The sequence below is a fragment of the Mycobacterium heidelbergense genome, assembly GCF_050205645.1.
GTDB classification, from domain to species: domain Bacteria; phylum Actinomycetota; class Actinomycetes; order Mycobacteriales; family Mycobacteriaceae; genus Mycobacterium; species Mycobacterium heidelbergense_A.
In genome coordinates this window covers 111,500-125,494 of sequence record NZ_JBNMQT010000016.1, presented here as the reverse complement: position 1 = coordinate 125,494, position 13,995 = coordinate 111,500, and the positions used below count along the sequence as shown (strand labels likewise).

General features: G+C 68.3%; 13 protein-coding genes and 2 pseudogenes. 10 read left to right on the top strand and 5 right to left on the bottom strand.

Features of this window, described 5'->3' with window-relative positions; all coding sequences use genetic code 11:
- The 3 genes and pseudogenes from ACQI5H_RS18585 to ACQI5H_RS18575 all read right to left on the bottom strand — a co-directional run.
- Positions 1-212, bottom strand: a pseudogene (locus ACQI5H_RS18585) (hypothetical protein); the annotation flags it as partial.
- A gap of 40 nt (positions 213-252) precedes the next feature.
- Complete coding sequence (locus tag ACQI5H_RS18580; RefSeq protein WP_427080785.1) at positions 253-861, bottom strand: hypothetical protein; 609 nt, start codon at positions 859-861, stop codon at positions 253-255.
- A 28-nt stretch (positions 862-889) separates the two neighbouring features.
- A complete protein-coding gene (locus ACQI5H_RS18575; RefSeq protein WP_427080784.1) occupies positions 890-2,074 on the bottom strand; it encodes an acyl-CoA dehydrogenase family protein in 1,185 nt (394 codons plus the stop codon).
- A gap of 55 nt (positions 2,075-2,129) precedes the next feature.
- Here ACQI5H_RS18575 and ACQI5H_RS18570 point away from each other — a divergent pair, with 55 nt between their 5' ends.
- Genes ACQI5H_RS18570 through ACQI5H_RS18545 form a run of 6 tightly spaced genes read left to right on the top strand, consistent with a single transcriptional unit; the run spans position 2,130 to position 7,530 of the window.
- Positions 2,130-2,495 carry a DUF3054 domain-containing protein gene (locus ACQI5H_RS18570; protein WP_427080783.1) on the top strand — a complete coding sequence of 122 codons (366 nt, stop codon included), beginning with the start codon at positions 2,130-2,132 and terminating at the stop codon, positions 2,493-2,495.
- Positions 2,492-3,409, top strand: coding sequence for a class I SAM-dependent methyltransferase (locus ACQI5H_RS18565; RefSeq protein WP_427080782.1), 918 nt, complete (start codon positions 2,492-2,494; stop codon positions 3,407-3,409). Before ACQI5H_RS18570 ends, ACQI5H_RS18565 begins: the two co-directional genes overlap by 4 nt.
- Positions 3,410-3,456: 47 nt before the next feature.
- On the top strand, positions 3,457-3,954 hold the full coding sequence (locus ACQI5H_RS18560; RefSeq protein WP_427080781.1) for a GNAT family N-acetyltransferase: 498 nt from the start codon (positions 3,457-3,459) through the stop codon (positions 3,952-3,954).
- Entirely contained in the window at positions 3,951-5,057 is a 1,107-nt protein-coding gene (locus ACQI5H_RS18555; RefSeq protein ID WP_427080780.1) for an LLM class flavin-dependent oxidoreductase, read from the top strand. Before ACQI5H_RS18560 ends, ACQI5H_RS18555 begins: the two co-directional genes overlap by 4 nt.
- A complete protein-coding gene (locus ACQI5H_RS18550; RefSeq protein WP_427080779.1) occupies positions 5,054-6,175 on the top strand; it encodes an LLM class flavin-dependent oxidoreductase in 1,122 nt (373 codons plus the stop codon). The genes ACQI5H_RS18555 and ACQI5H_RS18550 overlap by 4 nt, the downstream gene beginning before the upstream one ends.
- Positions 6,172-7,530, top strand: a complete 1,359-nt coding sequence (locus ACQI5H_RS18545) for an NtaA/DmoA family FMN-dependent monooxygenase (RefSeq protein WP_427080778.1) — start codon at positions 6,172-6,174, stop codon at positions 7,528-7,530. The genes ACQI5H_RS18550 and ACQI5H_RS18545 overlap by 4 nt, the downstream gene beginning before the upstream one ends.
- Here ACQI5H_RS18545 and ACQI5H_RS18540 read toward each other — a convergent pair.
- Together ACQI5H_RS18540 and ACQI5H_RS18535 are read right to left on the bottom strand one after the other, a co-directional pair.
- Entirely contained in the window at positions 7,502-7,927 is a 426-nt protein-coding gene (locus ACQI5H_RS18540; RefSeq protein WP_076123595.1) for a nuclear transport factor 2 family protein, read from the bottom strand. The genes ACQI5H_RS18545 and ACQI5H_RS18540 overlap by 29 nt on opposite strands.
- 10 nt (positions 7,928-7,937) lie before the next feature.
- On the bottom strand, positions 7,938-8,684 hold the full coding sequence (locus ACQI5H_RS18535; RefSeq protein ID WP_427080777.1) for an MBL fold metallo-hydrolase: 747 nt from the start codon (positions 8,682-8,684) through the stop codon (positions 7,938-7,940).
- Positions 8,685-8,726: 42 nt separating this feature from the next.
- On the opposite strand from ACQI5H_RS18535, the gene fgd reads away from it, so the two are divergent.
- The 4 genes and pseudogenes from fgd to ACQI5H_RS18515 all read left to right on the top strand — a co-directional run bounded on the left by fgd (position 8,727) and on the right by ACQI5H_RS18515 (position 13,940).
- Positions 8,727-9,737: a glucose-6-phosphate dehydrogenase (coenzyme-F420) gene (fgd, locus tag ACQI5H_RS18530; RefSeq protein ID WP_427080776.1), complete on the top strand. Its 1,011-nt coding sequence runs from the start codon at positions 8,727-8,729 to the stop codon at positions 9,735-9,737.
- Positions 9,730-11,808 (top strand): phosphate acetyltransferase, encoded by a 2,079-nt coding sequence (gene pta / locus ACQI5H_RS18525; RefSeq protein ID WP_427080775.1) that lies wholly within the window; start codon positions 9,730-9,732, stop codon positions 11,806-11,808. Before fgd ends, pta begins: the two co-directional genes overlap by 8 nt.
- The gene (locus ACQI5H_RS18520; protein ID WP_427080774.1) at positions 11,798-12,955 is read left to right on the top strand and encodes an acetate kinase; all 1,158 of its coding nucleotides are present in this window, start codon (positions 11,798-11,800) and stop codon (positions 12,953-12,955) included. The genes pta and ACQI5H_RS18520 overlap by 11 nt, the downstream gene beginning before the upstream one ends.
- Positions 12,956-13,075: 120 nt before the next feature.
- A pseudogene (locus tag ACQI5H_RS18515) lies at positions 13,076-13,940 on the top strand (endonuclease domain-containing protein).
- The last annotated feature ends 55 nt before the right edge of the window (positions 13,941-13,995 follow it).

Sequence of the window (13,995 nt, the reverse complement as noted above, 5' to 3'; positions counted from 1 at the left end):
CCTCCCGGACCTCCCACTGGCCCACTTGATCCGCAATGCGCCGCCGCGCCCGGCAATGCGGCCTGTGTGGGAAGCCCTTTCCTTCCACCGTCGCCGCCGATGGCTCCACCACCGCCGCCGATGGCTCCACCGCCGCCGCCGATGGCTCCGCCGCCGCCCCCGCCGATCGAGGAGCCGCCGCCGCTTCCGCCGTCGCCCCCTCGGATCGACATGCCGCCGGAAATGGGCGGTATGCCCGGGCGCATATGACGTTTAGAACGGCCAGGCGCCGGCGTTCGTCTTGTATTTGCCGTTGAGCTGGCTGCAGAAGTCGTCCGCCGTACCGGCGAGCAAGATGTAATAGGCTTCGCCGCCCCGACTTTCGAAGGAGTTGGGGGTGGTCCAGCCGTTGTCGCACATCGACGTCTGGTTGCCGGTCGTGGGCCTGCGCCAATTCGTTTTGGCGCAGCTCGCGAGGGCATCGACGTTGCCGACGGAGCTCTTCGCGGCGACCAGCATCGCGCCTCCCCACAGGCCGTCGTTGCGTCGGTAGGCACGCGCCCCGAATCCGGCGTTGTTGGTCTGGCATGCCAGCGCCCGGCGCAGCAACCCGAAGGGCGCGGCGAGCTGCGCATTGCTCACCGCGGCGGCAGCCGTGATGAACTGAGCCGCGTCCGAGCCGTCGACCTCTTGGACATTCGGATTCCCCAGGCTCGTCAGCTGCTGCGAGATCCCGGGGTTGTTACCGCCGCCGATGATCGCTCCGCCCCCGCCGGATGTCATCGCGGGCAGCGTGACATCGGCGGTCGCCGTGGGTATCCCGGCCACAGCACTCAGCGACAGCACACCCGCCGCTATGGCCGCGCCAATGCGAAGCGCCATAGTTTCCGAGGCTACCGACCGGCCGCCATCAGCGGAAGGCGTCGCTGCCGGTGAACGCCTGGCCGAGCACCAGCTGGTGCATCTCGGGGGTGCCCTCGTAAGTCAGCACCGACTCCAGGTTGACCATGTGCCGGATCACGGGGTACTCCAGCGATATCCCGTTGCCGCCCAATATCGTTCGCGCATCCCGGCAGATTTTGAGCGCCTCACGGGTGTTGTTCAGCTTGCCGAAGCTGACCTGTTCTGGACGCAGCCCGACGCTGTCCTTGAGGCGGCCGAGGTGCAGCGACAGCAGCTGGCCCTTGTGCAGTTCGACGGCCATGTCGACGAGTTTCGCCTGGGTCAACTGGAATCCGGCGATCGGACGGCCGAATTGGGTGCGCTGCGTGGCATAGTCCAGCGCGGATTGCCAGGCCGCCCGGGCCGCTCCCATCGACCCCCAGATGATCCCGTAGCGCGCTTCGGACAGGCAGGACAGCGGCCCCCGCAGCCCCTTCGCCTCGGGCAGCGTCGCGTCGGCGGGCAGCCGCACGTCGTCGAGCACCAGTTCGCTGGTGATCGATGCCCGCAGCGACAGCTTGTGGTGAATCGTGTTCGCGGCGAAGCCGGGGGTCTTGGTGGGCACGATGAACCCGCGGATCCCGTCGTCGGTGGCGGCCCACACGACCGCGACGTCGGCGACCGAGCCGTTGGTGATCCACAGCTTGCGCCCGTTGAGCACCCAGTCCGAACCATCGCGCCGCGCAGTGGTTTTCATCGCGGCGGGATCGGACCCGACGTCGGGCTCGGTCAACCCGAAGCAGCCGAGCAGCTCGCCCGCGGCCATTCCGGGGAGCCACTGCTGCTTCTGTTCCTCCGAGCCGAAGTTCCAGATCGCGAACATCGCCAGCGATCCCTGCACCGAGACCATCGACCGAATGCCGGAGTCGGCGGCCTCCAGCTCGGTACAGGCCAGGCCGTAATGCACCGCCGACGCTCCGCCGCAGCCGTAGCCGTGCAGGTGCATGCCGAGCAGCCCGAGCTGGCCGAACTGCTTGGCGAGCTCGCGGACCGGCAGGTCGCCGATCTCGAACCACTCCGCCACGTAGGGGAGGACGTGTTCGGCACAGAACTTCCTGGTGGTGTCGCGCACCGCGATCTCGTCGCTCGACAGGGATGCGTCGAGGCCGAGCGGGTCGTATCGGTCGAAGGCGGGAAGCGCATCGGTGCTCATGGCCCCAGCCTGCCACGATGCGCAAGACGGTCGCCGCGCCCGGTAGTCTCGCTGCATGCAACGGCTGGCGTGGCTGAGCGTCGACGTCATCGGCGTGCTGGTGTTCTACGCCGTCGGCCGCCGCAGCCACGACGAAGGACTCGACATCGCCGGCGTCGCGACGACGGCATGGCCGTTTCTCACCGGAACCGTGATCGGGTGGCTGCTGTCCCGGGCCTGGCAGCGCCCGACGGCCGTGGTGCCCACCGGGGTGGTCGTCTGGCTGTGCACGGTGGCGGTTGGCATGCTGCTGCGCAAGGCCAGCTCGGCTGGGGTGGCGGCGAGTTTCGTGCTGGTCGCGGCATCGGTCACCGCGGTCCTGCTGCTCGGTTGGCGCGCCGCCGTCGGGCTGACGGCGCGGCACGGCGTCGACAGACGATGACGCGGACAGACGACGACACCTGGGACCCGGCCACCGGCGTGGGTACCACCGCGACGTTCGGCGCGGTCGCGAGGGCGGTGGGCACCAACAGGGGACTGCTCAACGACCCGTTCGCCGAGCCGTTGGTCCGCGCCGCGGGCGTGGATTACTTCACCCGCCTGATCGAGGATCAGCGGTACGCGGATGACGCCGGCGGCTCGCCCGTCGTGACCGCGCTCATCAATCTCCTTGCGGCACATGCACGATTCGTGGACGACTACCTCGCGGACGCCGGGAGGGCGGGCATCCGGCAGGTGGTGATCCTGGGGTCGGGCATGGACACCCGGCCCTATCGGCTGTGGTGGCCCCAGGGGACGACGGTGTATGAAATCGACCAGCCCGAAGTGGTGGCCTTCAAGACGGAGGTACTGCGCGGGCTGGGCGCCGAACTGACCGCGAACCGCCGCGCGATCGGCCTCGATCTCCGTCAGGATTGGCTGGACGGGCTGCGACGCGTGGGGTTTGACGCCGAGCAGCGCACCGTGTGGGTTGCCGAGAATCTGCTCGTGGGATACCTGCCGCCCGACGCGCAGAATCGGTTACTGGAAACTCTCAGCTCGGCGAGCGCCGCCGGTAGCCGGCTGGCCGCCGACCACATGCCCACCTGGACCCCGTCGCAGCTGGAGGGGGGGCGGGCGTTCATCGACATCTGGCGCCAACACGGCCTGGACGTCGATCTTGCCGCGCTGACGTACCCGGGCGAATACCGCTATGTCCCCCAGTATCTGGCGTCCCGCGGCTGGCAAACGGTCGAGCGGAAGGTCGCGGATTTATTCGGCGCGATCGGAATGGCCAGCCGATGGCGCGGCGGCCCGGAAGACGACGCGATCACCCCGCGATACGTCACCGCCACCCGGTCCCGGGCGCGCGGTTGAGCCCTGGCCGGAATGCATCCACATAGCAGGCGTTAGACAGTTAGGTGATGCCCAGTTCCCAACTCCGGTTCGTAGCGGCCGCCCAGGATGACCCCCTGGCGCAGCCGCTGCTCGCCGAGCTGGCCGTCGAATACGCGCAGCGATACGGCGGTACACCGAGCGCGCACCTGGCCTGGCTGCCCGTGCCGCCCGCCGAACTGGCGGCGCCGGACGGCGGCCTGCTGATTGGCGTGCTGGACGGCGTGCCGGTGACGGGCGGCGCGTTCCGGCGTTTCGACGACGAGACCGCCGAACTCAAGCGGATCTGGACCGACCGCGCGCATCGTCGCTGCGGGTACGCGAAGGCGTTGCTGGCGGCGCTGGAGGCGGAGACCGCGACGCGCGGCTACCGGCGGCTGTATCTGATCACCGGCAATCGCCAGCCCGAGGCCGAGGCGCTGTACGACGCGACCGGGTACACACGGGTGGAAGCCGAGCCGATGCCGTCCTGGGGACCGTTTCATCCCATCGCGTTCGAGAAAATCCTCGCGGGGGGACCCGCATGACCACTCCGTTGCATCTCGCGCTCGCACTGGACGGGTACGGCTGGCACCCGCAGGCCTGGCGGGCCACGCTGGCGTCCAACCCCGACATGCCATCGGTGCTCAGCGGCGGCTACTGGTCTCACCTGGCGGCCACGGCCGAGCGCGGGCTGCTCGACTTCCTCACCATCGACGACACGTTGATGCCGCAAATCGGACGGGGCGAGCGCATCCATCCCGATCGTCTGGCCGGCCGCGGCGACGCCGTGTTGATCGCGGCCCGCATCGCGCCGGCGACGCGCCACATCGGGCTGATCCCGGTGGCCACGGTGACCCACACCGAGCCGTTCCACATCTCCAAAGCCATTGCGACCCTTGACTTTGTGTCGCGCGGCCGGGCCGGCTGGCAACCGCGGGTGAGTGTCACCACACACGAGGCCGCGCTGTTCGGCCGGCGGGATGCCGCCCAGATTCCGACGTCGCCTCTCTTTGAAGAGGCCGCCGAGTATGTCGACGTGGTGCGCCGGTTGTGGGACAGCTGGGAGGACGACGCGATCATCCGGGACGTGGCCACCGGGCGCTACGTCGACACGGACAAACTGCACTACATCGACTTCGCCGGCAAGCACTTCTCCGTCAAGGGGCCCTCGATCACCCCGCGCCCGCCGCAGGGTCAGCCGGTGGTGGCCGCCCTCGCGCACGCCGGCCCGGTCTACGAATTCGCCGCCGCCACCGCCGATCTCGTCTTCATCACGCCGACCGACGAGGCGTCGGTCCGCGGTATCCTTGGCGAGGTGCGCGCGGCGGGCGGCACCGAGCTGAAGGTGTTCGCCGACGTGGTGGTGTCCTTCGACGGCAACGGGGACTTCCGATCCGACGCGCTCGTCTTCGTCGGCAGCGCAACGGAATTGGTGGACCTGCTGGTGGAGTGGCAGCGGCTGGGCATCGACGGCGCGCGGTTACGGCCGGCCGTCAACGCCACCGACCTCCCGGTGATCGTCGACGAAGTGGTGCCGCTGCTGCAGCGGGCCGGACGGTTCCGCGGCGGCTATCGGGACGGCGAGACGCTGCGCGCCCGGCTCGGCCTGCCGGTCGCCGTAAACCGGTACACGGCGGTCAACCGATGAGCGGGGTTCCGATCTCGATCCTGGACCTCGCGCCGGTCAGCGAAGGCGGCGACGTCGCGACGGCGTTGCGCAACACCATCGAGCTGGCCCAGCGCGCGGAGGAGTGGGGTTATCGCCGCTTCTGGATCGCCGAACATCATTTCGTCGCCGTCGCCAGTGCCGCACCGGCCGTGCTGATCGGACAAATCGCGGCCGCTACCAACACGATCCGCGTCGGATCGGGCGCGGTGCAGCTCAGCCACACCACGGCCGCCGCGGTGGTCGAGAGCTTCGGCATGCTGGACGCGTTCTATCCGGGCCGCATCGATCTCGGCTTGGGCCGCTCGGCGCAGCGACGAATATCGAAGCCCAAAGGGCCGCGACCCCCGAGGCCGGAACCGTCGCGCGAATGGCGCGAGGTCGACGGGGTAGTGATACCGCCGCCGTTCGACCTGCGGGGGTTGCTGGGCAGCGGCCGGGTGAAGGCGAGCATGTCGGTCCTGCAGCAGCCCGAGGCGGTCGCGCCCGACTTCGAAGAGCAACTCGGCGACATCATCGCGATGCTCGCGGGCACCTATGAGGTCGACGGCTTCGACCTGCACGCGGTGCCCGGGGAGGGCGCGGCGCTCACGCCGTGGATCTTCGGCAGCAGCAGGGGACGCAGCGCCAAGGTGGCCGGCGCGCTGGGCCTTCCGTTCGTCGCTAGCTACCACATCACCCCTGCCACCGCGCTGGACGCGATCGGCGCCTACCGGGACGCCTTCGTGCCGTCGGCGGCATTGTCGCGGCCCTATGTCGTGGTGTCGGCCGACATCGTGGTGGCCGACGACAGCGCCACCGCCAAACACCTGGCATCCAGCTACGGCCAATGGGTGTACTCCATTCGGGCCGGGGGCGGGGCCATCCCATACCCCGAACCCGACCACTGCCCGCCGCTGACCGACGAACAACTGGCCGTGGTAAAGGACCGGATAGCAACGCAATTCGTGGGCAATCCGGACGAAGTCGCCGAGCGCCTGCACACCCTGCAACGGGCCACCGACGCCGACGAACTCGTCATCACTTCGGTGACCCACCGGCACACCGACCGCCTGCGTTCCCACGAGCTCATCGCCAAACGGTGGGGCCTGGCCGAATGAGTGTTCGGGAGGGCAAGCAGCGCAAGCCCATTCACCTGGCGGCCCACTTCCCCGGGGTCAACAACACCACCGTGTGGACCGATCCCAACGCGGGCAGCCAGATCGAATTCGACTCGTTCGTGCACCTGGCCCGCACCGCCGAGCGCGGGTTGTTCGACTTCTTCTTCCTGGCCGAGGGGCTGCGGCTGCGCGAGCACCGCGGCCGGATCTACGACCTGGACGTGGTGGGCCGGCCGGACACCTTCACCGTGCTGGCGGCCCTGGCGGGCGTCACCGACCGGATCGGGCTGACCGGGACGATCAACACCACCTTCAACGAACCATTCGAAGTGGCAAGGCAATTCGCGACCCTCGATCACCTGTCCGGCGGCCGCGCCGGATGGAACATCGTCACGTCGTCGGACGCCTTCACCGGCGCGAACTTCCGGCGCGGCGGATTTCTCGACCACGCCGACCGCTATGCGCGCGCCGAGGAATTCCTTACCGTCGCCCGTCGGTTCTGGGACAGCTGGGAAGCCCATGCGGTGCTGGCCGACGTGCGGGCCGGGAGCTACGTCGACCCGGACCGGATGCACAGCGTCGAGCACTTCGGTCCGCAGTTCGATGTGCGCGGTTTCGCGACGCTGCCCGCCGGTCCGCAGGGCCATCCGATCCTGCTGCAGGCCGGCGACTCCGACGACGGGCGCGCATTCGGCGCCCGGCACGCCGACGCCCTGTTCACCCTGCATTCGTCGCTGGAAAACGGGCAGCGCTACTACGCCGACGTCAAGGGCCGGGCCACGTCCTACGGCCGAGACCCCAACCGGCTCAAGGTTTTTCCTGCGGCGACGTTCGTCATCGGCGACACTGACGCCGAGGCCGAGGAGAAGGCCCGCCACATCCGCTATCAGCAGGTCAGCGGCGCGACGGCAATCGCGATGCTCGAGCAGGTGTGGGGCCGCGAGCTCTCCGACCACGACCCGGACGGCCCGCTACCCGAGTTCGATCCGGTCGTCGACAGCGACATCACCCAGGGGCGGGTGCGCCACGGTGACCCGGTGGCGGTGGCCCGCCGCTACCGCGAGCGCGCTGCAGCCGACAACCTGTCGATCCGCGAGCTCGTCATCGCCGTCACCAGTCGGCAGCAGTTCGTCGGCACCCCCTCTCGAATCGCCGACGAGATCGACCTGTACATCCAGTCCGACGCCTGCGACGGGTTCATCCTGGTGCCCCATCTGACACCACACGGTTTGGACGAGTTCGTCGATCGCGTGGTGCCGCTCTTGCAGGAGCGCGGCGCGTTTCGCACCGAGTACAGCGGCGAAACGCTGCGCGACCACCTTGGGCTTACTTGTGATACGCGTCGTCCTGGATGACCTTGACGCCGCGCCAACCCCAGTAGACGCAGTGGCGCTGGATCAGGCCGTCGGCGATCTCCATGACCTCGACGAAGTCCATCTGCTCGCCGTCGGGTGTGGCGCGCGGGTACTCGAAGATCATTGTTCGGCTGCCATCGGTGAGAAAGCCGGTGCGGTAGTAGGTGCGCAACGGCGGCTTTCGTGCGGCGACCCGTTCGAGCAGCGGCCGCAACTCGTCGTGTCCGCGGCATATCCCGCTTTCGGTGCCCATCGTCAGCGGAACCGCCGGGCTCTCCAAGACCGCGTCGGGAGCGTAGAGCGCAAGTAGCGCCTCGACGTCGTCGTTGCTGAGCGCCTCGTCCCAGTCGTGATAGATCCGTTCGGCGGATTGCTGAAAACTTTCGTTGTTTGACATGCCCCTCCTTTCATTGCGCCAGCGCGAGTGCCCGATCGGTCGCCTCGCGGATGGAGCCGCGCCACACATTGCCGTGACCCGGCAGCAGCACCTCGGTGTCCAGCAGGGCGAGCGCGCTCAGGCTGCGCAGGCAATTCTGTTGGCTGTGGCTGAACACCGCCGGCAGCAGCTGCGGCCCGCTGTGGCGCAGCAACGGGTGGCCGGTGATCAGCGCGTCGCCGCTGGCCAGCACGCCGTCGACGACGTACGAGCAATGCCCGCTGGTGTGCCCGGGCGTGGAAATGGCCATCGGGTGACCGGGCAGGCCGGCGGCCGTCTCGGCGGTCAGCGGCTGCGCGCTCGGGATGCCGTCGCGGACCAGGCCGCCACTGCGGACCACGTGGAGGCCCCAGACCGCCCACCGCGGCCGCCAAATGCGCAGGGCGACATCGAGAATCGACACCTGCTCCAGGTACTCCCGCTTGGCGTGGCCCACTTCGTCGGCGTGGCAGTACACCGGCGTGCCGTGCTCGCTGGCGAACCAGATGGCCGAGCCCAGGTGGTCGATGTGCGCATGCGTCAGCAGGATGGCCCGAACGTCGCCCGCGCCGTAGCCCAGCTGCCGAAGCGAGGCCAGCACAGCCTCCCGGTCGCCGGGATAGCCGGCGTCGATCAACATGACGCCGGTCCCGTCGACGACCACCGTCCAGTTAACGGCCGGGCCCTGGGCGAGGTACACGGTGTCGGTGACCTGGACAAGGTTCGGTGCCGGTCCCATGCCCCCCGAGTTTAGGAGCGGCTGGAGGAGTAGAAATAACTGGTGGCCGAACTGAAACTTGGATACAAAGCCTCCGCTGAACAATTCGCACCGCGCGAGCTCGTCGAACTGGCCGTCGCCGCCGAAGCGCACGGCATGGACAGCGCCACCGTCAGTGATCACTTCCAGCCGTGGCGGCACAAGGGCGGGCATGCCCCGTTCTCGCTGGCGTGGATGACCGCCGTCGGTGAACGCACCGAACGGCTCGTCCTGGGCACGTCGGTGCTCACTCCGACCTTCCGATACAACCCCGCCGTCATCGCCCAGGCCTTCGCCACGATGGGCTGCCTGTACCCGAACCGCATCTTCCTCGGGGTCGGCACCGGCGAGGCCCTCAACGAGATCGCCACCGGATACGAAGGCGAATGGCCGGAGTTCAAGGAGCGCTACGCGCGGCTGCGCGAGTCGGTGCGGCTGATGCGCGAACTGTGGCTCGGCGACCGCGTGGACTTCGAGGGCGAGTTCTACAAGACCAAGGGCGCCTCGATCTACGACGTGCCCGAGGGCGGTATCCCGATCTACATCGCCGCGGGCGGACCGCAGGTGGCCAAGTACGCCGGGCGGGCCGGCGACGGGTTCATCTGCACCTCCGGCAAGGGCGAAGAGCTCTACAAGGACAAGCTGATCCCCGCGATGCGCGAGGGCGCCGAAGCCGCGGGCAAAAACCCCGACGACATCGACCGGATGATCGAGATCAAGATCTCCTACGACACCGACCCCGAACTGGCCCGGGAGAACACCCGGTTCTGGGCGCCACTGTCGCTGACCGCCGAGCAGAAGCACAGCATCGACGATCCGATCGAGATGGAGAAGGCCGCCGACGCGCTGCCCATCGAGCAGATCACCAAACGCTGGATCGTGGCGTCGGACCCCGACGAGGCCGTCGAAAAGGTCGGCCAGTACGTGCAGTGGGGCCTCAACCACCTGGTGTTCCACGCGCCCGGACACGACCAGCGCCGATTCCTGGAGCTCTTCGAAAAGGACCTGGCGCCCAGGTTGCGGCGACTTGGCTGAAACCTCCGCGATCTACATCGCGGCGCCCGAGCCCGAGACCGGCAAGTCGACTATCGCGCTGGGGTTGCTCAACCGACTGACCGCGACCGTCGCCAAAGTCGGTGTGTTCCGGCCGATTGCCCGCCACGACGGCGATCGGGACTACATCCTGGAATTGCTGCTGACACGCTCTACCGCGGGGCTGCCCTACGAGCGGTGCGTCGGCGTCACGTACCAGCAGCTGCACGCCGACACCGACGCCGCGATCGCCACCATCGTCGACGCCTATCACGCGATGGCGCAGGCGTGCGACGCGGTGGTGATCGTCGGCAGCGACTACACCGACGTCGCGAGCCCCGCCGAGCTTTCGGCCAACGCCCGGATCGCGGTCAACCTCGGCGCACCGGTGCTGCTGGCGGTGAGCGGAAAGGGCCGCAGCCCAACCGAAGTCGCCAGTGTCGTCACCGTGTGCCTCGCCGAGCTGCTGGCGCAGCGCGCCCACACCGCCGCGGTCGTCGCCAACCGCTGCGAGCCCACGGAGCTGCGCGCCGTCGCGGAAGCGCTGCGCTCTTTCGTCCCGCCCAGTTATGTGGTGCCGGACGATCCGCTGCTGTCGGCGCCGACGGTCGCCGAATTGCAGCAAGCGGTGGGCGGGACGCTGGTCAGCGGAGACGCCGAGCTGGTGGGACGCGAAGCGATGAACGTGCTGGTGGCCGGGATGACGGCGGACCACGTGCTGGAACGGCTCCGCGACGCCACGGCGGTGATCACCCCCGGCGACCGCTCCGACGTCGTGCTGGCGGTCGCGAGCGCCCATGCGGCCGAAGGCTTTCCGTCGCTGTGCTGCCTGATCCTCAACGGCGGATTCGACCTGCATCCGTCGATCTCGGCGCTGGTGTCGGGCCTGCGGCTGCGGCTACCCATCATCGCCACCGAGCTGGGCACCTACGACACGGCCAACGCGGTCGCCTCGGCGCGCGGCCGGGTCACCGCGACGTCGCAGCGCAAGATCGACACGGCCGTGGAGCTGATGGAGCGCCACGTCGATATCGCGGATCTGCTGGCGCAGCTTGCCATTGCGATCCCGACGGTGACCACCCCGCAGATGTTCACCCACCGGCTGTCGCAGCAGGCGCGCTCGGATCGCAAGCGCATCGTCTTGCCCGAGGGCGACGACGACCGGATCCTCAAGGCCGCCGGTCGCGTGCTCAAGCGCTGCATCGCCGACCTCACCATCTTGGGTGACGAGGCCCGAATCCGGTTGCGCTCGGCGGAACTCGGGGTCGAACTGAGCGCGGCAAAGATCGTCGACCCCGACGACGAGGACCTGCGAAACCGGTTCGCCGAACAGTACGCCGAGTTACGCAAGGCGAAGGGCATCACCGTCGAGCAGGCGCACGAGATGATGCACGACGTTTCGTATTTTGGCGTCATGCTGGTGTACAACGGCATGGTGGACGGCATGGTGTCCGGTGCCGCCCACACCACGGCGCACACCGTTCGCCCGGCGTTCGAGATCATCAGGACCGCTCCGGACGTCTCCACGGTGTCGAGCATCTTCCTGATGTGCCTGCCCGATCGGGTGCTGGCCTACGGTGACTGCGCGATCGTCCCGGATCCCACACCCGAACAGCTCGCCGACATCGCGATCAGCTCGGCGCGCACCGCCGCCCAGTTCGGCATCGAGCCGAAAGTGGCCATGCTGTCCTATTCCACCGGCGATTCGGGCACCGGCGTCGACGTCGACAAGGTCAGGGCGGCAACGGAATTAGTGCGTGCGCGGGACCCGCAGCTGCCGGTCGAGGGGCCCATCCAGTACGACGCCGCGATCGAACCCTCGGTCGCAGCCACCAAGCTGCGCGACTCGCCGGTCGCCGGTCACGCCACGGTGCTGATCTTTCCCGACCTCAATACCGGCAACAACACCTACAAGGCCGTGCAGCGCAGCGCCGGGGCGATCGCGATCGGGCCGGTACTGCAAGGCCTACGCAAGCCGGTGAACGACTTGTCCCGGGGTGCGCTGGTCGAAGACATCGTCAATACCATTGCCATCACCGCGATTCAGGCGCAGGGCGTGCACGATGGCCGATAGCGCTGTCCTGGTGATCAACTCCGGTTCGTCGTCGCTGAAATACCAGCTGGTCGACCCCGATTCCGGCACGGCCCGCGCGACCGGCAACGTCGAGAGCATCGGCGAGCCGTCGTCTCGGGTCGGCGACCATGAGGAGGCGTTGCGCCTGGCGTTCGAGCACCTGGCCGAGGGTGGGATAGACCTGAAGTCGTGCGGCCTTTTGGCCGTCGGGCATCGGGTTGTGCACGGAGGCAACAAGTTTCATGCTCCGACGTTGGTTGACGACGCGGTTCTCGCCGACCTCGACGGGCTATCGGAGCTTGCCCCGTTGCACAATCCGCCCGCGGTGCAGGGAATCAAGGTGGCGCGAAAGCTGCTACCCGGGGTTCCGCACGTCGCGGTGTTCGACACCGCGTTCTTCCACGACCTGCCGCCCGCGGCCGCGACCTACGCCATCGACCGTGACCTGGCCGAGCGGTGGCAGATCCGCCGCTACGGATTTCACGGCACGTCGCACCGGTATGTCAGCGAGCAGGCCGCCGCGTTTCTGGGCCGACCGCGCGGCGGCCTGAAGCAGATCGTGCTGCATCTGGGAAACGGCGCCTCGGCCTCGGCGATCGCCGGCAACCGGCCCATCGACACCTCGATGGGCCTGACCCCGCTGGAGGGTCTGGTGATGGGCACCCGCAGCGGCGACATCGACCCGGGCGTGATCGGCTACCTATGGCGGACCGCGAAGATGGGTGTGGACGAGATCGAGTCGATGCTCAACCACCGGTCAGGTGTCTGGGGCCTGGCCGGCGAGCGTGACTTCCGCAAGCTGCGGGCGATGATCGAATCAGGGGACAGCGCAGCACAATTGGGTTACAGCGTGTTCATTCACCGGCTGCGCAAGTACATCGGCGCCTACCTGGCGGTGCTGGGCCACACCGACGTGATCAGCTTCACCGCCGGAATCGGCGAGAACGATCCGGCGGTCCGTCGCGACGCCGTGGCCGGCATGGAGGAGCTGGGCATCGTGCTCGACCAGGCGCGCAACCTCGGCGCCGGCAAGGGTGCGCGACAGATTTCCGCCGACGGCTCGCCGATCACCGTGCTGGTGGTCCCGACCGACGAAGAGCTCGCGATCGCCCGCGACTGCGTCAGCCTGCTGGGCCGAGGGAGTTAAGTTTTTGTCGAGTGTGCGTTGAGGGCTCTGAGTGTGCGAGCACGCCGCCAACGATGCACACTCGATGGGCCTTGTGCATAGACGAAGTCGCGGTTGGCCATGTTATGCAAGTGTCGCGCCATGCGGCACCTGGGAGAACCGTTCATCGGTAGCGACGCACTGAAGCTGGGCGAGGTGACCCGCCATCAACTGCGCAGCTACTACCGCGCACTGTTTCCGAATGTCTATCTTTCGCGGGATGCAGAGGCCTCGCTCGAACGGCGTATCGCCGCGGCGTGGCTATGGTCGGGCCGCCGCGCGACCATCGCGGGAGCCGCCGCCGCCAGATTGCATGGCGCCGAATGGATTCCCGACGACGTTCCGGTCGAGCTGATCCATGCCAATCCCCGCGCACCTCGCGGCGTGCTGACGCGGCGCGACGCGTTGCTCGACGGCGAGACGCAGATTATCGACGGCCGCGCCGTCACCACGGCCGAGCGGACCGCCTTCGACATCGGCCGGCGCGGGGCCGTTCATTCGGCCGTTGCGCGGCTGGACACGCTGGCACACGCGACGGATTTCAAGGTCGACGACGTTTTTGCGAATCGCCGCAGGCCATTCGGGCTCGCCTGGAATTCGGCGACTGCATGCCGCGCTGGAGCTGATCGACGCGGGCTCGCAGTCGCCGCGGGAGACCTACCTGCGGCTGCTCCTCATCGATGCGGGCCTGCCGAGGCCGCAGACCCAGATACCCGTGTTGGGCGTCGACGGCATTCCGGTCGCCTACCTCGACATGGGCTGGGAAGACCGCATGGTCGCCGTCGAGTACGACGGCGACCAACACCGCAGCGACCGCCGGCAGTACGTCAAGGACATTCGGCGGCAAGAGATGCTGGAGCGGATGGGCTGGATCATCGTCCGGGTCGTCGCGGAGGACGGCCCCGCCGCCACGATCCGACGAGTCAAATCCGCGCTGGCCGCATCGAGTGTGCGCCAAGGGCTTTGAGGGTGCGCTCAGGCCGCCCAGGACGCACACTCGACGGCGCGAGACCAAAAGCAAA

Bases quoted from the DNA above. Each gene is read 5' to 3' on its own strand.
- ACQI5H_RS18575 (WP_427080784.1), bottom strand. From the start codon at position 2,074: ATGAGCACCGATGCGCTTCCCGCCTTCGACCGATACGACCCGCTCGGC.
- ACQI5H_RS18570 (WP_427080783.1), top strand. From the start codon at position 2,130: ATGCAACGGCTGGCGTGGCTGAGCGTCGACGTCATCGGCGTGCTGGTG.
- ACQI5H_RS18565 (WP_427080782.1), top strand. From the start codon at position 2,492: ATGACGCGGACAGACGACGACACCTGGGACCCGGCCACCGGCGTGGGT.
- ACQI5H_RS18520 (WP_427080774.1), top strand. From the start codon at position 11,798: ATGGCCGATAGCGCTGTCCTGGTGATCAACTCCGGTTCGTCGTCGCTG.
- ACQI5H_RS18555 (WP_427080780.1), top strand. From the start codon at position 3,951: ATGACCACTCCGTTGCATCTCGCGCTCGCACTGGACGGGTACGGCTGG.
- ACQI5H_RS18550 (WP_427080779.1), top strand. From the start codon at position 5,054: ATGAGCGGGGTTCCGATCTCGATCCTGGACCTCGCGCCGGTCAGCGAA.
- ACQI5H_RS18535 (WP_427080777.1), bottom strand. From the start codon at position 8,684: ATGGGACCGGCACCGAACCTTGTCCAGGTCACCGACACCGTGTACCTC.
- ACQI5H_RS18560 (WP_427080781.1), top strand. From the start codon at position 3,457: ATGCCCAGTTCCCAACTCCGGTTCGTAGCGGCCGCCCAGGATGACCCC.
- ACQI5H_RS18540 (WP_076123595.1), bottom strand. From the start codon at position 7,927: ATGTCAAACAACGAAAGTTTTCAGCAATCCGCCGAACGGATCTATCAC.
- ACQI5H_RS18580 (WP_427080785.1), bottom strand. From the start codon at position 861: ATGGCGCTTCGCATTGGCGCGGCCATAGCGGCGGGTGTGCTGTCGCTG.
- ACQI5H_RS18545 (WP_427080778.1), top strand. From the start codon at position 6,172: ATGAGTGTTCGGGAGGGCAAGCAGCGCAAGCCCATTCACCTGGCGGCC.